The following is a 20931-nucleotide window of genomic DNA, read 5'->3' on the forward strand; positions in this document are numbered from 1 at the left end:
GCTCCATGGCCAGTCAGGACTGGTTCGACAAGGACTTCTACTCGGTGCTCGGCGTCTCGAAGGACGTCAGCGAGGCGGACCTCAAGAAGACGTATCGCAAGCTCGCGCGGAAGTACCACCCCGACTCCAACCAGGGTGACGCGGCCGCCGAGGCGAAGTTCAAGGAGGTCAGCGAGGCGTACTCGGTGCTCTCCGACGCGGAGCAGCGCAAGGAGTACGACCAGATCCGCGCGATGGGCTCGGGTGCTCGATTCACGTCGGGCGGCCCGGGCGGCGCCGGCGGCTTCGAGGACGTCTTCTCGATGTTCAATCAGGGCCGCGGCGCCCGCTACCAGAGCGCCGAGGACTTCGACGACATCTTCGCGATGTTCAACCAGCAGCAGGGCGGCAGCGGCTTCGGCTCCGGGCGTTTCGGGCAGCCGAGCGGCGGTTACCGCGGCTTCGGCGGCCCGACGCGCGGCGCCGACGTCACGGCGCGCACGACGATCGACTTCGTCACGGCGACCAGGGGTGAGACCATCACGCTGGCAGGCGAGGACGGCAAGCCGTTCAAGGTGAAGATCCCCGCCGGCGTCTCGGACGGGCAGAAGATCCGGCTGCGCGGCCGCGGGCGTCACTCGCCCGACGGCGGCGAGAACGGCGACATCGTCGTGCAGGTCACCGTGCGTCCGCACCCGGTGTTCACGCGCGACGGGCTGAACCTGCGCGTCACCGTGCCCGTGACGTTCACCGAGGCTGCGCTCGGCGCCACCATCGAGGTGCCGACGCTCGGCGGCGATCCGGTGCGGCTGCGCGTCGCCCCGGGCACGCCGTCCGGCCGCGTGCTGCGCGTCAAGGGCCGCGGTGTCGAGACGGCCAAGGGCACGGGCGACCTCCTCGCCGAGGTGCAGGTGGCTGTGCCGTCCCACCTCGACGAGGCCGCGCGCGAAGCGCTCGAGCGCTTCCAGAGCCTCGAGTCGAAGGAGAACCCGCGCGCCGACCTCATGGCCAAGGCGCAGGGCTGACCGATGTACACGGTCGTTGAGCGAGCGAAGTGAGACGAGGAGGTGACGAGATGACCGAGCACGACATCGACGAGGATGCCCCGATCTTCGCGATCGCCGTCGCCGCCGAGCTGTCGGGCATGCACCCGCAGACGCTGCGTCAGTACGACCGGCTCGGATTGGTCGTCCCCGCGCGCACGCAGGGCGGATCGCGGCGCTACTCGCTGCGCCACGTGGAGCAGCTGCGCGAAGTCGCCCGCATGTCGTCGGACGGCATCGGCCTCCCGGCGATCGTGCGCATCCTCGAGCTCGAGAACCGCGTGCAGGAGCTCCACAGCCGCGTCCGCGACCTCGAGGACCGCATGCGCGCCGAACTCGAGAAGCGGCCAGGCGCCCGCGTCTTCGCCGCCGGATCGACCGGTGCGGTCGTGACGCTGCGCCACGGCACGCGCGTCCGCCGCGCGACCGAGGTCGTCGTATGGCGTCCGCGCGCGTCGCTCGCGCAGCAGAGCGAACCCCCGGACGAGACCCCGGCGGGCTGATTCACCGAAGAGGGAGGGGACGGATGCCGTCCCCTCCCTCTTCGCGTGCGTTCGCGGTCGCGCGTCAGACGCGTCGGGCGCGTCGGGCGGCGAGAAGGACGCCGAGGGCGATCAGGCCGACGGCTCCGAGCGGGACGAGGGGCGAGAGCCCTCCGCCACCCGTCGCCGGGAGCGGGCGAGTGGACGCCGTGTTCGTGAGCGTCAGCTCCGCCGTCTGGGGCGTCCGCACCTCCGACATCGGCAGCGTGACCTTCCCGTCCTCGTCGGGGACGAGGGCCTCGCCATCGACCGTCCACACCGGCGTCCCCCAGTCGACCCCAGGGATCGATGGCAGGTCTGCTTCGCGCGCCTGGATGATCGTGCCGACGGGGAAGTACGGCGACGTGATCGTGACGTTCGGCTCGAGCTCGATGCGGGGCTGGGCGACGCCGTCGAGCCACCAGTCGGCAGGGAACGTGGTGCTCGCCGGGACCGACGACCCGCCATCGCCCGCAACGACCTTCGTGACGGCCCAGCGGGTCATCGCGACGACGGAGTTCGTGACCTCGAGCACGGGGGGCGTCTCGCCGGGCCCGATCTCGACGAAGCTCGCCGGGCTCCACGTCGTCTCGCCCCACTCGTAGCCCGGGGGCAGTGCGGACGCGTCGGGCTCCTCTTCGAGGAGATTGACGATCGTGCCGATCGGGAAGGAGATCGGGGCGCCTTGGCCGTCGACCGGACCCGCCGGCGTCCCGTCGGCAGGCAGCTCGAACCGGCCCACCAGCACGTCGCGACTCGGCAGGTGCGCCACGTAGTCGATCGTGAACGAGTCGACGAGGAGGTCGTCCGGATCGATGCCGTCCATGTTCTTCTGCACGAGGAACGTTCCCTCGATGAGCGACGCGTCGTTGGTGAGCGTCGCGTGCACCACGGCCTGGTCGTCGACGCCGATCGTGAGCTGTTCGAGGTCGAACGCGGCGCCGAGCCAGGAGAGGTGCCGGATGGTCGGCGTGACCTGCTCCTCATACGTCACGACGGTGCCGTAGGGGAACAGCAGCGGCTCGCCCGCGTCGTCGACGGGGCCGACCGGCGCGCCGTTGCCGGGGACCCGCAGCACGCCCTCCTGGATCACGTCCTCGGGCTCGGTCGTCGGGAAATACGCCGTCCAGGCGACGGTGAACTCGAGGCCCGGGGGCACCTGGTCGGGCGGGACGCCGTCGAACTCCTTCGAGATCGTGAAGGTGCCCTCCTTGAGCGCGTTCGTCACCTCGACCTCGATGTCGGCAGCCGAGTCGGGCGGAAGGGGGATGTCCACGACGTCCCCGAAGCCGTCCGGCTGGTATGGAGTCGTCACGCCGTCGACCGTGACGTTGAAGACGGGCGGCACCCAATCGTCGACGTTCGCCACGGTGTCACCCTCGAACGTCGGCGCAAGCTCGGCCAGCTCCAGCGTCTCGGCGCCCGTCTCGAGGTCCTCGATCAGCTGGGGCTCACCCACCGGCAGGGGAAGGGTCGCCCGCTCAGGGGCGGGGTTCGTGTTGTAGGTGACCTCGTAGCCGAACCGCGGGTCCGCGGCCGAGCCGGTCGCGGACTTGACGATCGTGATCGTGCGGCCATCGTCGGTCGGGGTGACGAGGTTCGTCAGCTCGACCTCCACCGTCGTGCCGGCCCCGGTGATCACGAACGTGCGCCCCGGGTTCCACCCGATGCCGCTCCAGTCGTACCCCGGCGGCGGATCGATGCCGTCGAGGTTCTCGGTGAGGATGATGCGGGTGCCCACCGGGAAGGCGATCGGGGCGCCGTTCCCGTCGACCGGGACGACGGGCGTGCCGGTGAAAGGCACGTTCATCGTGCCGGTGCCGATCTGCTCGCCGCCGTATCGGGCGATCCACGTCACGGGCACCGACCCATCGAGGACCGGAGGTTCGCCCGACGGATCGTCGATCGACTTCGAGACGCTGAAGGTGCCCGTCACCCGGGTCGCCGTATTCGTGACGACCACCTGGGCGGTGCCGGTGCCCACGATCAGCGGGTTCGGGTCGATCTCGACGTCGCCCCATGCCCAGCCGGGGATGGTCTCGGGCGTGATCTCCTCGAAGGTGATCTCCGTGCCCGCCGGGAACCGTTCGCCCGCGGGGACCGGGGTGCCGTCGGCCGGTACCTCGAGTGAGCCGACGGTGACGTTGCCGTCCGGGTCCACGGCGCGGTAGTTGACGGTGAACGTCGCCCCCTCGGGAAGATCGCCGGGCTGGATGCCGCCCGACAGGGCCTTGCGCACCACGAAGGTGCCGCTGGCGTCGTCGCACGAGATCTCGCCGGAGAAGAGGAACGAGTGGACCTCGCCGCCCTGGATGATGACGTTCTGACCGATCACCTGGCCGTCGAGCGGCGCGGCGTTCACGGTGACCGAGGCGTTCGGGGCGTAGATCGAGCCGTCGATGCGGGCCTGGCCGGCGGCCACGGTGACGTCGCCGGTCAGCTGTGAGAGGTCCCACACGATGTACGGCGAGTGCACGCCCTGGGGATCCGCCCGCGCGCCGATCACCTCGGTCGTCCCGGCGGGCACCCGGATGACCAGCGGATTCGACACGCCGGGCGTCGGCCCGGGGGAGAACTGGATGAGCGACGCACCGGCGATATCGGCGTAGTCCACGATGTTCGGCTGGTCCGGGCTCAGCTCCTCGAGGACGACGCGGTCGCCCGCGTCCTCGGCCACGCCGACGTGGTAGCCGACGCCGGTGGTGGGGTCGGCGATGTCGTCGAAGCAGCTCGACGCCTCCTCCCACGACGCATCGCGGTTGGCCTCGACGTAGTCGGCGACCGCGGTGGCGGAGGTGTTCGCCGTGTAGATGCTGCCGTCGCCGGCCGCACCGGACGGGGGCGCAGCATCCGCCGGGTACTGCTGGTGGGTCGCGTCGATCAGCGGGGTCTGGTCGACGTTGGAGGGGTTCTGGTTCAGGCGCAGCCAGTCCGCGCGCGTGAACGCCTGCCAGCCGCCGTCGCGCTGGACCATCTTGAGGTCGCCCCACAGCGCCGGGTCCGTCGTGCCGGCGCTTGTGATGGCGAGGATGCCGGTGCTCGCGGTGCTGTACTCGCCGACGAGGAACCGGGTGGGGTCGCCATCGACCGTCGGCAGATCGTAGTTCCCCGTGCCGGCGGAGACGTGGATGATCGTGTACTGCCCGCTGCTGCCCTGGACCGTGGCGGTCCCGCCCACCGCGATGCTGCCCTCGGTCTCCTGGTTCTGCAGCAGCGCATCTTCCCGGGCGTAGACCGTGAAGCCGCCCGCGATCGCGAAGGGGTTGACGGACTCGGGATAGGCGGCCGCCGCAGGCTGAGGATCGATCGCTCCGGCCAGGACGGCTCCGGTGGTGGCCAGCAGCGCGGCGGTGAGACCGGCGACGAAGCTGCGCATCCGGCGGCGCGGGCGATCGAATCCAGGCATCCGTGGAACCCCCTCCTCGCCCGCACGCGTCGGGAGCGCGGGGCACGGTCCTTCGACCCTATCGGGACACGTCAACCGGACAGCCGGTGGATCTCGCGGTGGACGCTGAGCCGTCACATGATGGACACATGCCGACTCTCGACGACGTCCGCGCCATCGCGCTCGGGTTCCCCGACGTGATCGAGCGCGTCGACGGACACCGCGGCGGGGTGGGGTGGCGCACACCCGCCGGCCTCTTCGTGTGGCAGCGCGGCCCGAGCGGCCGCGACCTCGATCAGCTCGCGGCCCTCGGGCGCGAGTGGCCGCCGGGCGACGTCGTGGGCGTGCGAACGGACGGCGCTCAGGTCAAGGCGGCGCTGCTCGAGACCTACCCCGGCGTGTTCTTCACCATCCCGCATTTCGACGGCTACCCGGCCGTGCTCGTGCGTCTCGACCGCATCGACCTCGCGCAGCTGCGCGAGGTCATCACCGATGCCTGGCTGCTCAAGGTGACCAAGCGCGTCGCAAACGAGTGGCTCGCCGCGCACCCGCCAGAAACCGGATAGCGCTCAGAGGACTCCCGCGTCGTACCTCGTCGCGCCGGCCACCACAGTGCGCACGACCCGGGCGGTCAGCAGCGACTCGGGACCATCGGCGAACGGGTCGGCGTCGATGATCGCGAAGTCCGCGGCCAGTCCCGCCTCGAGCCGCCCGCGCGTGGCGCCGTCGCCCACGGAGGCGGCAGCATCCCTCGTCGCATGTCCGAGCGCCTGGGCGAGGGGCAGCGCGAACTGCGGGTGCCGCGGGGTGAACGAGTCGTCGAGCGCGGAGCGGCGGGTCGCCGCGATGTACATGTTCGGGAGGGCCTCGTGCGGTGCGGTGGGTGCGTCGGTCGAGAAGGCCAGCAGAGCGCCGGCGTCGACGTACTCGGGCCACGCGAACGCGCGGTCGACGCGCTCGTCGCCGAGCATCGCGGCCCAGTTGTCGAAGATGGCCGGGTCGGCGTGCACGGGCTGCATGGATGCCGTCACCCCGAGTCGCGCCATGCGCTCGGCCGTGCCGGGGGAGGCGTACTCGAGGTGCTCGATGCGGTGACGACGCGGGCGGTCGCCGTTCACCGCGGCGGCGTGCTCGAGCGCGTCGAGGGCGATGTCGCTGGCCAGATCGCCGATCGCGTGCAGCGCGACCTGCAGCCCCGCCGCGTCGGCGGCGGCGACGACGGGCGTGATGTCGGCGAGCGACCAGATCGGCTGCGCGTTCGAGCCGTTGGAATACGGATGCCGCATCGCGGCGGTGCACGCATCGATGACGCCGTCGATCACGAGCTTGATGCCGACGATCCGCAGCCAGGGCGAGCGCACCGTCTCGGCGAGCTCGGCGGCCCGGGCCACCTGTGCGAGGTTCGCCGCCTCGTCGCCGGTGTTCTCGACGAACCAGTGGGCGGCGACGCGCACCGGCAGGTGCCCGCCGCGCCGCTCGGCTGCCCGCTGGAACGCCGCGAGTCCGAGGTCGTCGAACGCCATGTCGACCGCTCCGGTCACGCCGGTGGCGGCGTAGGCGGCGAGCGTGCGCTCGACCGCGGCGTCGCGGGCGGTGTCGTCGGTCTGGTCCGCCAGGAACGCCCACACGTGCGTCTGCGCGGCCGTCTCGTACAGCATGCCGTCGGGCTCGCCGTCGGCGTCGCGGCCGATGCGCCCGCCCAGGGGATCGGGGGTGTCACGGGTGATCCCGAGCTCGGCGAGAGCCGCCGAGTTCACCCAGCACGAGTGGTAATCGTTGGCGTCGAGGTAGACCGGCACGTCCGCGACCGCGGCGTCGATCATGGCGGCCGTGGGCCTGCCGCCGGGAACCGAGTCGAACAGCCATCCGCGGCCCAGCACGCGCGCGGCGTCGGGCTGCGCCGCCCGCGCGGAACGGAGGCGCTCCTGGATGTCGGCGAGCGTGCGGGCATCGGTGAGCCCCACCCGCCCGAGGGCCTCGCCCATCATCACGAGGTGCGTGTGTGCGTCGGTGAATCCGGGGAGCAGCAGCCGGCCGTCGAGGTCGACGACGGCGGCCTCCGTGCCCGCCGCGGCGCGGGCGCCCTCCGCATCGCCCGCGAACACGACCCCGTCGCCGGCGACGACGAGGGCCTCGGCCCAGGGCTCCGCGCCCGCGGTGAAGATGCGTCCTCCGGTGTAGATGGTGGCGGTCATGCGTGGAGCTCCTCGGTCTCTGCGGCAGCGGTCTCGACAGCGGCCTCGGCCGCAGCATCCCTCTCCACCCTCGTCGAGACCGCCGCGACGATCGCCGCCGGGATCGCGAGCACGAAGCTCGCCACGCCCAGCACGACGGTGAATCCCTGATAGCCGAACGCTTCGACGAGTGCCGCGCCGATGACCGGCGTGAGCGCCGACCCGACGAGGTACACCGCGAGCAGGGGGCCCGACCAGCGGCCGTCCGCGTCGAGGGCGGCCGAGGTGGAGACGAAGTACATGAAGGCGATCGCGTAGATGGTGTTCCAGACGATGAAGAGCGTGATGAACGCCGTCTGGTCGCCCGCGAAGCCGAGCGCGATCTTCAGGGCACCGCCGGCGACGAGCAGCACCACGAGGGGGACCGCGCGGCCGAGCCGGTTGCCGACGACCATGAGCAGCACGGAGCCCACGAGCCCGCCCGCGGTCGCACCGCTCAGCGCGAGACCCAGCCCCTCGGGGGTGAGTCCCGCCTGCTCGCCGCCCATGACGCCGGCCATGGCCCACAGCGAGTCCTCGCTCGCCGCCCACAGGGCGAAGGTCACCAGCAGCGCGAAGCCGGCCATCGTGACCGTGCGCGACGCCGAGCGTGCGCGGACGCTCCGCACGACCCCCGTCGCGGGGATCGTGACCGGCATGGCTTCGGGCACCGCCGCGGCCGCCTGCGGGTCGATGACGGGCGCCACCGGAAGCCAGCCGACCGCCACCAGGCCGATGAGGCAGAACAGCGCGAGGGCGCCGAAGACGTCGAGCGGTGCGAGGCCGATCAGCGGGATCACCGCGAGCACGATGGTGATGACCGCGCGGTTCGCGAGGCCGTTGAAGCCCGCGACGCGATCCGGGTTGCGGAACGCGGCGAGGGCGGCGCCGGCGGCGGCGACCGCGCAGCCCGCGCCGACGCCGCCGACGAGGAGCCCGGAGATCGCGATGCCCGCCGACGGGACGAGTGCCGCCGCGGCGAACCCGAGGAGCCCGGCCGCCAGGCCGATGCGCGCGACCGTGCGGCGATGCGCTCCGGCGCACAGCGGCGCCGTCGCGAGACCGGTGACCGCGGTGGCGAGCAGCGTCGCGGTGACGATCCAGCTCGCGGTGAGCACGTCCGTGCCGAACCCGGTCTGCAGGGCGGTGATCATGTACGGCGAGAGGTTGACGCCGAGGTAGCCGGCGATGCCGATGGCGAAGGTCGCGGCTGCGGTCGGGAACCGCAGGGGCACGCGAGCGGTGAGGTCGTTCATACGGGATCCTTCTGTCGTTTCCTGCACGACGGTGTGCGACACCCGGCCAGCCTGGCCGGTAAACGAACGGTATTCGTTTATTGTTGCACGGGTGTAACGGATCCGGGAAGCCCCGATGACGGCGAAGCTAGGCTGACCGGGATGGAGGGAGACGGATGCCGCGTCCTCGCGTGAACCTGCTGTCGGTCGATCTCATCGCCGACGCCGCGATCGAGCTCGCCGACTCCGGCGACACGTTCGGCGTCAACGCCCTCGCCCGCAAGCTCGGGGTCACGCCGTCGTCGCTGTACAACCACGTCGACGGCAAGGACGCCATCATCGAGCTCATGCGCTCACGGCTCGGCGCGCGGTACTTCCCCGAGCCGATCACGGGGGAGTGGGACGAGATCGTGACGGGGACGGTGCGGGGCCTGCGCCACCTGTATGCCGATCACCCGCTGATCGTGCCGCTCATCGTCGGCAAGACGATCACCGATCCCGGTGTCATCGGCAGCTACGACCGGCTCGCCACCGCGCTCGTCGGCGCGGGCGTGCCCGACGACGAGGTGCTCGCGATCGTGGCCATCGTCGACGCCTATGCGATCGGCTTCGGCCTGGACCTCGCGTCGCCCGACGAGATCTGGCAGCCGACGGTGCCCACCGCGACGCTCGGACGACTGATCACGGATGCCGCGCACGGCGCCGAGCGCAGCGACGCCGCCTTCGAGATCGGTCTCGAGATGCTCGTCGCATCGCTGCGCCTGCGGCTGCAGAACCGCCGCTGAGCCTCAGCTCGCCGCGTCGACTCCGCGGTGCGTGCGGAACAGCTGCCAGTCGGCGCGTGAGAGGTCGGCGTACGCGTACGCCCACTCCAGGATCGCCTCGCCCGCCACGCGGCCCCCGCCGACGTAGCCCGCCACGGCCGCGGAAGCGGGGGACTGGCCGTGCGCCCGGGCCAGCGTCGCCGCGCACGCGTCGGCGTACCAGAGGAACGCGGAGTCGTCGAGCTCGTCCATGTCGAATCCGCCCTTCTTGTCGCGGAACTGACGGACATAGAAGTCGCGCTGGGCGCCGTACGTCGTGCGGCGGACGAAACCGAGGAAGGGGTCCGACACCGACTGGAGGATGCGCTGCATGCCGACCACGCGGCCTCCGTCGCCGTACTCGTCGATGAACCGCGTGACGACGTCCGGCTGCTCGGCCTTGCCGTACTGGATCAGCACGCTCTTGCCCGCCTCCTTGCCCTGGAGCAGCAGCACGCCGTCGTCGCCGTCCTGCATCGAGATCACGAAGCAGCGTGTGCCGACGCTGCCCACCCCCACGACGCGCAGGGCGATGTCCGACATACGGTACTTCTGCAGCAGCGCGCGGATGTCGATGTTGGCCGACTGCACGTACTGGTCGAAGACGCCGAGGACCCGCTCCTCCGACTGGGCGTCGATGTGGGTCATCGTCGGCGGCGCCTCGACGAAGACGACCCTGCCCTCCGCGTCGACCTGAGTCATCTTCTTCGCCGCGCGGGCGCCGGTGCGCTTCTCGGCCTCCTTGATCGCGGAGTCGATGGCGGCGCGGGTGTCGGCGTCCACGGCTCGCTCGGCGGCCATGGCGTCGAAGCGGTCGTAGTAGCGTTTCAGCGGGCTGCGCTTGGCGCCGGTGCTGATCGCACGCGCATAGACGCGCACCGCGTCCAGCGATGCCTCACGCACGACGGAGTCGGCACGCCCGGTCGATTGCCCGGCGATGACGATGCTGGTGACCAGGCGCTTCACGTCCCACTCCCACGGCGCCCAGGCGGACTCGTCGAAGTCGTTGAGGTCGAAGACGAGGGTGCGCTGCGGTGACGCGTACAGCCCGAAGTTCGACACGTGCGCGTCGCCGCAGGACCCGACGCTCACTCCGCTGCTGGGCGATCGCGAAAGGTCCGCGGCCATCAGGGCGGCCGTCCCGCGGTAGAAGGCGAAGGCGCTCGCGGCCATGCGCTCGGTGCGCACCGGCACGAGCTCGGGAACCCGGTCCGCGTCCTGTGCGTCGAGGATCGCCATCGGGTCTCGGTCGTTCGTCGGCAGCTCGGCGAGCGACTCCCGGGGAGTGTGCTCGCGGGCGGCGCGGCCATCGGCGATGTGGTCGGCGTACGACGGCAGAGGGGCCCACGTGCGGCCGATGGGCGAGGCGTCGATCGGAGACATGGGCCCAGTGTGGCACTGAGCAGCACCGGCCGGGAAGAGCGGTACCCTGGCGCCGTGACCCGCGCCGCGCAGCCCGCTCCGCCCCCTGCGATCTCGCCGGGCCTGCGTGTGCTCCTCGTGCTGGCCGCCACCGTGATCGTGCTCGCCGGCGTGTACTTCGCGCGGAGCCTGATCGGGCCGCTGGCGCTCGCCATCGTCCTCGTCGTGATCTGCGAGCCCGTCCGTCGTCCGCTCGAGCGCCGCGGCTGGCCCCGCTGGGCGGGTACGACCGCTGTCATTCTGCTCGCCTACCTGGTGCTTGCGGTCATGGGCGTGCTGCTGTGGGTCGCCGGCGTGCAGTTCGCGGGCCTCGTGTCGGACTACCTCGACCAGCTGCGCGGCAGCCTCGACGACTTCCTCGCGTGGCTGCAGTCCGCCGGCCTGGATCAGCAGGCGACGGATGCTGCGGCCTCGGTGCTCGACCCCAAGGCGCTGCTGGGACTCGTGGGGAGCATCGGGGGCACGGTGATCGGGGTGGTCACGGCCCTCTTCTTCGTCGTCTCCTACATCATCTTCACGGCGGCCGACGCGGCGCGGTACCGCGACGCGGAGCGGGTCTTCGGCGCCGGCCGCCGCCCGGTCCTCGCCCGGATCGGACGCCTCAACACCGGTGTCCGCCGGTACTACGTCGTCAATGCGTCGTTCGGCGCGATCGTCGCGATCATCGACGGCCTGGCGCTGTGGGCCCTCGGCGTTCCCGCGCCGATCGTGTGGGCGGTGCTCGCGTTCGTGACGAACTTCATCCCCAACATCGGGTTCGTCCTCGGCCTCATCCCGCCGGCTGTCCTCGCGTTCGTCGTCGGCGGCTGGCCGATGTTCCTCGCGGTCATCGCGATCTACTGCGTCGTCAACGTGGTGCTGCAGGTGCTCGTGCAGCCGAAGTTCGTGAGCGACGCGGTCGACCTCAGCCTCACGCTGAGCTTCTTCTCGGTCGTGTTCTGGACGTTCGTGATCGGCCCGCTGGGTGCGATCCTCTCGATCCCGCTGACATTGTTCGTCAGGACGCTGGTGCTCGAGGGCGACCCTGGCTCACTATGGCTGCGGTGGCTGTCCGGAGACCGCACGGCCACTCCCGCGTCCGCCGCCCGTGAATCACTCTCCGATTCCTGACCCACCTCTCGCCCGCACCACTCGAGTCCTCCCGGAGCCCCCGATGACCCAGACCTCGCTCGATCGACCCGCCCCCGGGCAGCCTGCCTCGCCCCGCCGGAGCGGGGGAGTGTTCGACGCATCGAGTGAGCGATCGCTCGAGTCGCTCGCCCTCGGCGTCGGCGCGGTCTCGTTCGTCCTCGTCGCCCTCATCTCCCTGATCGCGTTCCAGTTCCAGGCCGCGCCGATCTCGGGACCGGGCTCGGTCGGCCAGTTCGCGGCGATCGCCTCGGGCGTCGTCGCCTTCCTAGCGGTGATCGCGGGCCGGATCGTCGTGCACCGTCATGAAGGAGCCGACCGCCTGCGCGTGCTGGACTACATCGACGTCGCCGCCCTCGCCTTCGCGCACGGCGTGATCGCGCTGCTCGGATGGACGCTGCTCGCGGTCATCCTCGAGCAGGCCTTCATCGGCGCGACGGTCTTCGCGCTGCCGGTGCTGCTGCTTGCGGGCGCCACCGCCGCGATGACCGGCTATCTCGCGTTCTACTCCGCCACGCACATGGACCTGCAGCTGCTGGCAGTGGTGCTCGCCGTGTTCCTGGTGTTCGGCGTCCTCGCCAGCATGCTGACCGCGAGCGACCCGGACTGGTGGAAGGACAACCTCAGCGCCCTCGGCATGTCGTCGAACGTCTCGGCCTTCGCGTTCAACATCACGATCATCGTCGCCGGCTTCCTCGTGACGACGCTCGCCCGCTACTCGACGCGCGGCATCCCGACGGAGAACCCTAAGGGGATCGGGCGCGTGCGCGTGACCCTCATCGTGCTCGGCGTGTTCCTGGGGCTCGTGGGCGTGTTCCCGGTGGACCAGTTCTTCGCGCTGCACACCGGCGTCGCGTCGGGCATGGTCGCGGCGTTCGGCGTGCTCGTCATCGCGCTTCCGAAGTGGATCACCGGCATCTCGCGGGCCTTCGTCGTCCTCGGCTGGCTCTTCCTCGCGGTCACCCTGCTGCTCGCGGTCTTCTTCTTCATCGGCTACTACACGCTGACCGCCGTGGAACTGGTGGCGGGCATCCTCGTGTTCACGTGGATCGTGCTGTTCATCCGCAATGCGGGGGCGCTGCAGCAGGACTCGCGGCAGGCGGCGTCAGCGGACTGAGGCCGCCTGCTCCCAGGGGAGGCGGGCGGGCGTGCGCTCGCGCGCGAGGTCGTCGGGCGTGATGAGCATGTCGCGCGCCCGCGTCACGACCAGCCATGTGGGCAGAACGATGATGCAGAGCATCGGCAGCACCGTGATGTCGTCCACGAGGGCGACGGCCACGAAGAGCGCGACCCAGCCGTCGCGCGCGATCGCCAGGACGACGCCGAGGATGCCGCACGCCACCGCGAGTGAGAGCGGGAGCCCGGGGAGGAGCGCGCCGCCCAGCAGGCCCGCCGCCACGCCGAGGAAGACCGCGGGGAAGATGCGACCGCCGCGGAATCCCGCCGAGGCCGCCACCACGAGCGCCGCCATCTTGACGAGCAGGATGATCGTGAGCTGTCCGGGCGGGTAGGCGTCGGGGTCGGCGAGCAGCTCTGCGCTCTGGTCGAGGCCCTTGAACAGGGTGATCGGTCCGCCGATCGCGCCCAGCAGGCCCAGCACCACGCCCCCGAGCGCGGTGAAGAGCAGTGGATGCCGCAGCGCGTGGAACGCGCGGTGCACCAGCGGGAAGAGATAGATGCCGACGAGGCCGAAGGCGGCCGCGCCGCACGCGATGAGCGACCCGGTGAGCAGATCGAACGGCTGCGGGCTGCCGTACGGGTCGAACGGAGACTGCGCTCCGAAACCGCCGCCGAGAAGGTAGGTCGTGACGGACCCGGCGCCTGCGGCGACAAGCGGGAGAAAGAGCTTGTCCCACAGCGAGCCGCCCATCTTGAACTCGCCGACCATGCCGGTGAAGACGAGCGCCGCCGCGACGGGCGTGCCGAACAGCGCACCGATCGTCGCCGAGATGGCCAGCGCGCCGATGAGGGCGGGCGGCACGGCCTTCGAGATCCGGGCGATGATCGCCACTGCCAGGGAGACGTTGATGGCGATGATCGGGTTCTCGGGGCCGAGACTGACGCCGCCGGCGAGGCTGAGGATGACGACGACCGCGAGCCCGGGCAGCACCGACAGCTGGAGCGGCGTTGCCGCGAGCTCGGTCGTCGCCGAGTCGGGGCCGGCGTGGCCGGGTACGAGCCACACCACCAGCCCGACCGCGATTCCGGTGAACGTCAGCACGGCGAAGATCCACCATGGCGAGTCCGACGCGATACCCAGCGACTTCGGCAGGTTCGTCCAGAGCCCGTCGTCGAGCTGATCGGCGAGGAGGTCGACGGCGCGCAGCGAGAGCGCTGACAGGACGCCGATGAGAATCGCCGGGATCGACAGCAGCACCAGCCGGCGGACAGTGAGCTGCGGTCCCGGCGGCGTGGCCGGTGCGGGCGAGGCGGTGGACGGGCCGGGCATGGGCACACGATATCGGCAGGGGGTCACCATCGCGAGGATCGCAGGCGACACGATCGTGCACCGTGGGGCGCGTCCACGCGCACCACGGAGCGGCATGCGCCATGATTCGGCTGTGGACGAGCACACCTGGCACAAGCGGACGCAGACTCCGCTGATTATCGCGAGTCTCGCGTACCTCGTGGCCTATTCGTGGCGTGTGATCGGCGACCTGCAGGGACCCGGCTGGACCATCGCCACGGTCGTGGTGCTCGTCACCTGGGCGATGTTCATCGCCGACTATCTCGTGCGCCTGAGCCTCGCCGAGAACAAGCGGGTGTGGTTCCGCAGGCATCTGCCCGCGCTGGCGTTCGCGCTGGTTCCGGTGCTGCGGCTCGTCCGCCTGCTGCGGTTCCTGACGCACATCCCGGGGATGAAGACGACCGCCGGCGGTGTACTGCGCACGCAGATCCTCGTCTACGGCGTGGGCGCATCGCTGATCCTGATCTACATCGCGTCGCTTGCCGTGCTCGAGGCCGAGCGCCACGCGCCCGGCGCCAACATCACGACGTTCGACATCGCGATCTGGTGGTCGTGCGTGACGGTCACGACAACCGGCTACGGCGACTACACGCCCGTGACGGGTGCCGGCCGATGGGTCGGCGTCGGGCTCATGTTCGGCGGGGTCGCGCTGGCCGGAGTGATCACGGCGACGCTGGCATCGTGGGTGCTCGAGCGTGCTGCCCGCGACCACGACGACGAGGAGCCCGCGACGCGTGCACAGCTGCGTGCGCTGATCGAGAGGATCGACGCGCTCACGTCGCCCCCCACGCAGGGCGGCGCGCCGGGACCGGAGCGCGGACCCGAACCGAGGGGCGACGGCGGCGACGACCGCCCGGGCGGCTGAGCAGCGGCGTTCGTCAGGTCGAGCCGAGGCATCCGCGCCGAGACCGGGGACGTTGCCATCGGTTTCGGCGGGAATCCCTCGGCTCGGCGAATCGGGGCGGACCTCAGGCGCACACCGCACCGGCGGGCGCAGCATCCGTCCCTCTCCTATGCAAGAAGGCCGCGTCCCCGGCGGGGGTCGCGGCCTTCTCGACGATGCGCGTCAGGAGAGCAGCTTGGCCTTCGCGGCCGCGAACTCCTCGTCCGACAGGATGCCCTGAGCGTGCAGCTGCGCGAGCTGCGTGATCTTGGCCATCATGTCGTCCTGAGCGGGCGCAGCGGCCGGCGCGGGCGCCTGCGTGGCCTGGGCGTTGGCGACGGCCTGCGCCGCCGCCTGGTCCATGGCCGCCTGCTGAGCCTGCGCCTCATACGCCTGCTGCTGCGACTGGTCGTAGTACTTCTGCTGCTGGTGGCGTGCGACGCTGCCCGAGACGGCCGTCGCGGTTCCTGCGACGACAGCGGTGCGGGCGGCCATGCCGATCAGGCCGGGACGGCCCATTCTTCCGAGTGGCATGTGTCTTTCCTCCTTCAGTCCGCGTTCTCGGCGAGGAACGCGTTGACGATCGGTGCCGGGATGCCCTCGCGGGCGATGACGGCGCCACCGGCGTCGTAGAGCGCCGCGGCGAACGACTTCGCCCACAGCAGCTCGATGACGAGGATCGCGGCCGACGAGCCCGGCTCGAGGTTCTCGGCGAGGTAGAGGATGTCGTCCTGGCCCGCGAGTCCGGCGAGATCGAGCGCCGGGGCGCCATCGTCGATCGTGTCGGAGAGCTCGAGCACCTCGATCTCGCCCTCGGGCGAGCGGCGCGCGAACACGAGGTCGAGCACGTTCACCGTGCCCGAGGCGACGAGGTCGTCGATCGCCTGGAGCACCGCCGGACCCGGGCGGTCGCCCTCGAAGCCGATCGCGTAGAACTCGATCGGGCCGTAGTCGAAGGTCGTCATGTCTTCTCCTGTTCCGGTGCCGGCTTACGCCGCCAGCGCCTTGGCCTTGAGGGCGTCGAACTCGGCCTGAGAGATCGCGCCCGAGTCGAGCAGCGACTTGGCCTTCGCGATGTCGTCGGTCGCGCTGGAGCCGCCGGACCCTGCGGTCTGCCGGATGTAGGCGTCCTGTGCGGCGCGGAGCTCCTGCGCCTGTGCGATCGAGCGCTTCTGCATGCCGTTGCCGCGGGCGATGAGGTAGACCAGCGCGGTGAGGAACGGGACGAAGATCAGGAACAGGATCCAGATGGCCTTCAGCCAGCCGTTGAGCGAGTCGTCGCGGAACAGGTCGCCGATGATCGAGAAGAGCACCATCAGGTACGCGACGAAGACGAAGATCCAGAAGAACCAGAGGATGAAGTCCCAGATGCCGCCACCCATGTCACACCAGCTTTCTCGACGGGACGAGCCGTCGAATCGATTGTCGGAGGGACCGACCATGTCGTGGCCATCCCCTGGCAGAACCGTACTACCTAAACGCGGCAGACGAGCAACGAAAATCCGTGCCGCGTCGGACTGTTCCCCCGGCGTTCAAAGGCCCCATTATTAGGGCATGACCGACCCCGCCGAACCCGTCACGTCGTCCGTGTCCGCCGAGGAGGTGGTCGCGGTGACGCAGGAGCGTCCCCACCGCTTCCCGAAGGTGCTGGCAGGGCTCGACCATCCGCTCGCGACGGGCTTCATGGTCACCATCGGCGTTCTGGGGGCGATCGTCCTCGGATCGGCCATCGGGTCGATCTCGACGATCCTCGTCTACATCATCCTGGGCATGTTCCTCGCCATCGGCCTCGACCCCATCGTGCGGATGCTCGAGCGCCACAAGGTCAAGCGCGGCGCCGGCATCGCGATCGTGTTCGCCGGCTTCGCGCTGGTCATGGTGGCGTTCTTCGTCTTCGTTCTGCCGCCGGTCATCGCCCAGATCGTGCAACTGGTGCAGGCGATCCCCGAGCTGGTCGAGAACATCCCGCAGTCCGAATGGTTCGCGCGGCTGAGTCCCGACGCGCAGGTCGCGGTGCTCGGAGCCCTCGAGCAGATCGCCACGTGGATCTCGGCGCCGTCGACGCTCGCGGCACTCGGCGGCGGTGTGCTGGCGGTCGGCGTCGGCTTCGTCGCGGCGATCTCGGCGAGCTTCGTCGTCATAGCGCTGACGCTGTACTTCCTCGCGTCGCTGACGGCCGCCAAGCGTGCCTTCTACGACCTCGCCCCGGCCCACAGCCGCGTGCGCCTCGCGGACCTCACCGAGCGCATCACCGACTCCGTCGGCAGCGCCCTGATCGGCTCGGTCATCCTCTCGTCGATCAACGCGGCCGTGGTGTTCGTCCTCCACGTCGTGATCCAGCTGCCGTTCCCCGCACTCATGGCCGTCATCGCCTTCGTGGTGACGCTGATCCCGCTGTTCGGCTCGGTGATCTTCTGGATCTTCGCGTCGATCATCGCGCTGTTCACGAGCCCGGAGCAGGCGCTGATCTTCTTCATCGCGTACCTCGTCTACATCCAGATCGAGTCCTACGTCGTCAGCCCGCGCGTCATGAACAAGGCGATCGAGATCCCCGCCGCCCTCGTCCTCATCGGCGCCCTCGCCGGTGGCGCGCTCGCCGGCATCGTCGGCGTCCTGGTCGCCCTGCCCGTGATGGCATCGATCCTGCTGATCATCCGCGAGGTCGTGGTGCCGCGCCAGAACCTCAAGGTCTAGCGGGTTCTCTGCGTGTGGGGGACGGATGCCTCGGGCCGAGGCATCCGTCTTCCCCTACAACCCCGCGCGGCGCGTCCAGCGCGGGGCGCAGGCCTCCTGCTCCTCAACTGAGGACCATCGCCGAGTTGAGGAGTGCACAGGGACGGATGCTCCGCATCTCGGCGCACCTCCTCATTTGAGGAAGCGGATCGAGTCCCGGCGCACGGCGTTTCCGCGGCTCCGGCGCGGCGCCGTCCTCAATTGAGGAGCGTTGCCGAGTTGAGGACCGTCCGCCGCGGACAGGCTCCGCATCTGGGCGCAGCTCCTCAACTGAGGAGCACACTCTCGTCGTGCGCCGAAGCAGGGCCGTGCTGACGGTGCTGTTCGGCAATACGTCGGGATCGCGGGGTCAGCGCGCGAGGTGCAGACCCTGGGCGACGGCGTTCATCACGAGCTGCTGGACATGAGGCCAGTCATCCATGACCTGTCTGTAGCCGACGCGGATCACGTGGTAGCCGCGGAGCATGAGCTCGGCATCGTGCCGGTTGTCGGAGTCGCGCTGGAGTCCGACATGGTGCCCGCCGTCGATCTGCAGGACAAGCCGGTCGCCGATGAGGAAGTCGACGCGATGCCCATGAAGCCAGATCTGGTGGAGAATCCGCACGCGGAGCCAGCGCAGTCGACGCGGCACGATGGTCTCGAGCCCCGAGTCGGCGAAGGGCGTCGCTTCGGCGAGGATGTCGCGGGCAAGACCGGGCAGTCTCAGGCGCGCGAGCACCTCGCGGTCGATCAGGCTCTTGTTCAGCGCGGATTCCCACACGGCGAGCGCATGTTCGAAGGGCTGACACTGCGCGATCGCGACAAGGGTGTTCTCGATCCCGTCTTCCAGCACATGCGGCGTGCGGGCGACGACGGGTACGAACCAGTGGACGATCGCCTTCGGAGCTCCCGTGCTCCCCTCCGGCTCCAGCCGCACGCCTCCAGAGCTCGGCGGAGCACAGACGTGTTGCCGTGACGTGTCGCCGTGCACCCACAGCCCGAGCCGTTGGGCCTGCGTGATGCACCCCAGGACGACCCCTGCGCGTGCGGCGGCGACCAGCTGCGGATCAGCGCTCGGCAGCGCCAGCCAGGACCGGCGGATGCGCCAGAGCGACCCTGCTGCCACCGCGTCGGCCAGATCGCGTTTGCTCGTGTCCCTGCCGAGGAGGGCTGACTGGCGGGCGATCCCGTTCTGGGCGTGCAGCCGCTGCATCCACGGAGGCTCCGACGTCGCTGTTCCCATCGATTCAGGGTGGACGCCCGACGCCGTCGACTCTCCCCGTTCACAGAGATCCGATGAGAACCGCCGCTGCGGGCGCCCTGGGGAGGAGGCGAGGTCGAGCTGTGTGTAACCTCCCACGACCGCTCCTCAATTGAGGATCTCGGCCGAGATGAGGACCGAATGGGCGAGGGCCGACCTCATCTCGGCAACGGTCCTCAAATGAGGAGCCGGGGGACCGCGGGCCGCACACACAGCGGAAGGAGCGGGGGCCTCGGGCGGCAGAGACATCAGAAGGAGCCGGGGGACCTGGGCCGCACACACATCAGAAGGGACGGATGCCGCGGGCCGAGGCATCCGTCACCAGAAACCTCAGTTCAGCGCAGAGGTGAGGCGCATCAGTCCGTCGAGGAACGTGGCCTTGGCGGGCTCGCGTCGCCACTCTTCCAGGGTGAGCTCGCGGCCGGCGTCGCGGTAGGCCTGCTCGACCTCGCGCATGCCGGCGACGAAGGACTCGCCCCGCACCATGAGGGAGACCTCGCTGTTGAGGCTGAACGAGCGGATGTCCATGTTGCTCGAGCCGATGACGGCGATGTCGTCGTCGATCGAGAAGTGCTTCGAGTGCAGGATGAACGGCTCGGGGTACAGGAAGATCCGCACGCCCGCCTCGAGCAGCACCTGGTAGTACGACCGCTGCGCGTGCCACACCATGAACTGGTCGCCGATCTCGGAGACGAACAGCTGCACCTCGAGGCCACGCTGGCACGCGCTCGTGATCGCGTAGACCATCGCCTCGTCGGGCACGAAGTACGGGCTCGTGAGGATGACCTTCTCGGTCGCCCCGTAGATCAGCGACAGGAACAGGCGCAGGTTGTTCTCGGTGTCGTAGCCCGGTCCGCTCGGCACGACCTGGCATTGCAGCGCGTCGGGGGCGGTCGACACCGGCAGCTGGGCCGCCGGCACCTGGGCCGTCTGCGACAGGTCCTCGCCAGTCTCGATGAGCCAGTCCGACAGGAAGACCGTGTTGACGGATGCCACGACCGGGCCGGTCAGCCGCGTCATGAGCTCCTGCCATTTGAGGCCGCGCTTGATGTTCTTCGGCGAGTCGTAGTGCCGGGCGATGAGGTTCTGCGAACCCATGAACGCGACGCGTCCGTCGACCACGACGATCTTGCGGTGGTTGCGCAGGTCGGGGCGCTGGTACTTGCCCTTGAAGGGCTCGACCGGGAGCATCCACGCCCACTTCACGCCGATGCGGTCGAGCTCGGCCAGCATCTTGTCGCTGCCGGCCACCTTCTTCGTCGCGACGTAGTCGGCCAGGAGGCGAACGGTGACGCCGCGCGCGACGGCGCGCTCCATCGCGGCGAAGAATCCGCGGGTGGTGTCGTCCCATCCGACGATGAAGAACTCGATGTGGACGAAGTCCTTCGCGGTGTCGACCTCGGCGGCCATCGCGTCGATCGACTCCTGGTAGTGCGGCAGGAGCGTCGCTTCGTTGCCGTCCGAGGCGGGAAGCGCCGTCAGCTTCTGGTTCTGCTGCACCACGCGCTGGAACCACCGCGGCCACGAGGCATCCGTCTCGTCCAGTGCGTTCGCGGTCACTCTGCCGCGGATGATCTCGTCGATGCGCGCCTGCTCGGCACGCCTCTTCGCAGGCAGACGGAAGTTGCCGATGACGAGGTAGAGCACCACGCCGACGCCCGGCAGGACGACGATGAGCAGGATCCACGCCATCGCCGCCGTGGGCTTGCGCCCGCGCGGGATGACGATGAGCGCGGTGATGACGATCGCGGCGTGCACGAGCGCGGCGAGCGACCAGGTCAGGTTGGCGAGAAAACCGGAGTCCACGGGGTAAGTGTGGCACCGCCGGGGTCCGCGACGCGTCGTTCAGAGCGCGCGATCTCGCGGCGCGTCGCACGCG

At 70.1% G+C, this 20931-nt stretch carries 18 protein-coding genes; 8 read left to right on the forward strand and 10 right to left on the reverse strand.

All coding sequences use genetic code 11. From position 1 onward, the window contains the following. Positions 1–5: 5 nt before the first annotated feature. Positions 6–1004, forward strand: a complete 999-nt coding sequence (locus ASF40_RS02630) for a DnaJ C-terminal domain-containing protein (protein ID WP_056365924.1) — start codon at positions 6–8, stop codon at positions 1002–1004. A 50-nt stretch (positions 1005–1054) separates the two neighbouring features. Continuing rightward, complete coding sequence (locus tag ASF40_RS02635) at positions 1055–1525, forward strand: heat shock protein transcriptional repressor HspR (protein WP_056365926.1); 471 nt, start codon at positions 1055–1057, stop codon at positions 1523–1525. Positions 1526–1589: 64 nt separating this feature from the next. On the opposite strand, the gene ASF40_RS02640 is transcribed toward ASF40_RS02635, so the two are convergent. Further along, positions 1590–4949: a collagen-binding domain-containing protein gene (locus ASF40_RS02640; protein WP_082496807.1), complete on the reverse strand. Its 3360-nt coding sequence runs from the start codon at positions 4947–4949 to the stop codon at positions 1590–1592. Between the two features lie 128 nt (positions 4950–5077). On the opposite strand from ASF40_RS02640, the gene ASF40_RS02645 reads away from it, so the two are divergent. Further along, positions 5078–5494, forward strand: a complete 417-nt coding sequence (locus ASF40_RS02645; RefSeq protein WP_056365932.1) for an MmcQ/YjbR family DNA-binding protein — start codon at positions 5078–5080, stop codon at positions 5492–5494. A gap of 3 nt (positions 5495–5497) precedes the next feature. Here ASF40_RS02645 and ASF40_RS02650 read toward each other — a convergent pair whose 3' ends face one another. Next, positions 5498–7123 (reverse strand): amidohydrolase, encoded by a 1626-nt coding sequence (locus ASF40_RS02650; RefSeq protein WP_056365936.1) that lies wholly within the window; start codon positions 7121–7123, stop codon positions 5498–5500. Beyond that, on the reverse strand, positions 7120–8397 hold the full coding sequence (locus ASF40_RS02655) for an MFS transporter (RefSeq protein ID WP_056365939.1): 1278 nt from the start codon (positions 8395–8397) through the stop codon (positions 7120–7122). Before ASF40_RS02655 ends, ASF40_RS02650 begins: the two co-directional genes overlap by 4 nt. A 155-nt stretch (positions 8398–8552) precedes the next feature. Here ASF40_RS02655 and ASF40_RS02660 point away from each other — a divergent pair, with 155 nt between their 5' ends. Then, positions 8553–9161, forward strand: coding sequence for a TetR/AcrR family transcriptional regulator (locus ASF40_RS02660; protein WP_056365942.1), 609 nt, complete (start codon positions 8553–8555; stop codon positions 9159–9161). A gap of 3 nt (positions 9162–9164) precedes the next feature. On the opposite strand, the gene ASF40_RS02665 is transcribed toward ASF40_RS02660, so the two are convergent. Beyond that, positions 9165–10562, reverse strand: a complete 1398-nt coding sequence (locus tag ASF40_RS02665) for a DUF2252 domain-containing protein (RefSeq protein WP_056365944.1) — start codon at positions 10560–10562, stop codon at positions 9165–9167. 54 nt (positions 10563–10616) lie between these two features. On the opposite strand from ASF40_RS02665, the gene ASF40_RS02670 reads away from it, so the two are divergent. Both ASF40_RS02670 and ASF40_RS02675 read left to right on the forward strand, forming a co-directional pair. Further along, positions 10617–11711 (forward strand): AI-2E family transporter, encoded by a 1095-nt coding sequence (locus ASF40_RS02670; protein WP_056366756.1) that lies wholly within the window; start codon positions 10617–10619, stop codon positions 11709–11711. Positions 11712–11754: 43 nt separating this feature from the next. Further along, the gene (locus ASF40_RS02675) at positions 11755–12846 is read left to right on the forward strand and encodes a DUF998 domain-containing protein (protein ID WP_082496808.1); all 1092 of its coding nucleotides are present in this window, start codon (positions 11755–11757) and stop codon (positions 12844–12846) included. On the opposite strand, the gene ASF40_RS02680 is transcribed toward ASF40_RS02675, so the two are convergent. Next, positions 12835–14178 carry an ion channel protein gene (locus tag ASF40_RS02680; RefSeq protein ID WP_056365950.1) on the reverse strand — a complete coding sequence of 448 codons (1344 nt, stop codon included), beginning with the start codon at positions 14176–14178 and terminating at the stop codon, positions 12835–12837. The two genes, ASF40_RS02675 and ASF40_RS02680, sit on opposite strands and share 12 nt — an antisense overlap. 112 nt (positions 14179–14290) lie before the next feature. On the opposite strand from ASF40_RS02680, the gene ASF40_RS02685 reads away from it, so the two are divergent. Continuing rightward, positions 14291–15061: a potassium channel family protein gene (locus ASF40_RS02685; RefSeq protein WP_056366760.1), complete on the forward strand. Its 771-nt coding sequence runs from the start codon at positions 14291–14293 to the stop codon at positions 15059–15061. Positions 15062–15262: 201 nt separating this feature from the next. On the opposite strand, the gene ASF40_RS02690 is transcribed toward ASF40_RS02685, so the two are convergent. Genes ASF40_RS02690 through ASF40_RS02700 form a run of 3 tightly spaced genes read right to left on the reverse strand, consistent with a single transcriptional unit; the run spans position 15263 to position 16461 of the window. Further along, the gene (locus ASF40_RS02690) at positions 15263–15598 is read right to left on the reverse strand and encodes an SHOCT domain-containing protein (protein WP_056365953.1); all 336 of its coding nucleotides are present in this window, start codon (positions 15596–15598) and stop codon (positions 15263–15265) included. A 29-nt stretch (positions 15599–15627) separates the two neighbouring features. Then, positions 15628–16044, reverse strand: a complete 417-nt coding sequence (locus tag ASF40_RS02695) for a DUF6325 family protein (RefSeq protein WP_056365956.1) — start codon at positions 16042–16044, stop codon at positions 15628–15630. A 24-nt stretch (positions 16045–16068) separates the two neighbouring features. Beyond that, positions 16069–16461, reverse strand: coding sequence for an SHOCT domain-containing protein (locus ASF40_RS02700; protein WP_056365958.1), 393 nt, complete (start codon positions 16459–16461; stop codon positions 16069–16071). A gap of 172 nt (positions 16462–16633) precedes the next feature. Between ASF40_RS02700 and ASF40_RS02705 the strand changes: the two genes are divergently transcribed. Then, complete coding sequence (locus ASF40_RS02705) at positions 16634–17773, forward strand: AI-2E family transporter (RefSeq protein WP_056365961.1); 1140 nt, start codon at positions 16634–16636, stop codon at positions 17771–17773. Positions 17774–18161: 388 nt separating this feature from the next. Here ASF40_RS02705 and ASF40_RS02710 read toward each other — a convergent pair whose 3' ends face one another. Together ASF40_RS02710 and cls are read right to left on the reverse strand one after the other, a co-directional pair. After that, positions 18162–19004 carry an endonuclease domain-containing protein gene (locus ASF40_RS02710; RefSeq protein WP_056365966.1) on the reverse strand — a complete coding sequence of 281 codons (843 nt, stop codon included), beginning with the start codon at positions 19002–19004 and terminating at the stop codon, positions 18162–18164. A 378-nt stretch (positions 19005–19382) separates the two neighbouring features. After that, the gene (gene cls, locus ASF40_RS02715) at positions 19383–20858 is read right to left on the reverse strand and encodes a cardiolipin synthase (protein WP_056365969.1); all 1476 of its coding nucleotides are present in this window, start codon (positions 20856–20858) and stop codon (positions 19383–19385) included. Positions 20859–20931 lie beyond the last annotated feature (73 nt).

The organism is Microbacterium sp. Leaf288 (assembly GCF_001422925.1).
Classification (GTDB): Bacteria; Actinomycetota; Actinomycetes; order Actinomycetales; family Microbacteriaceae; genus Microbacterium.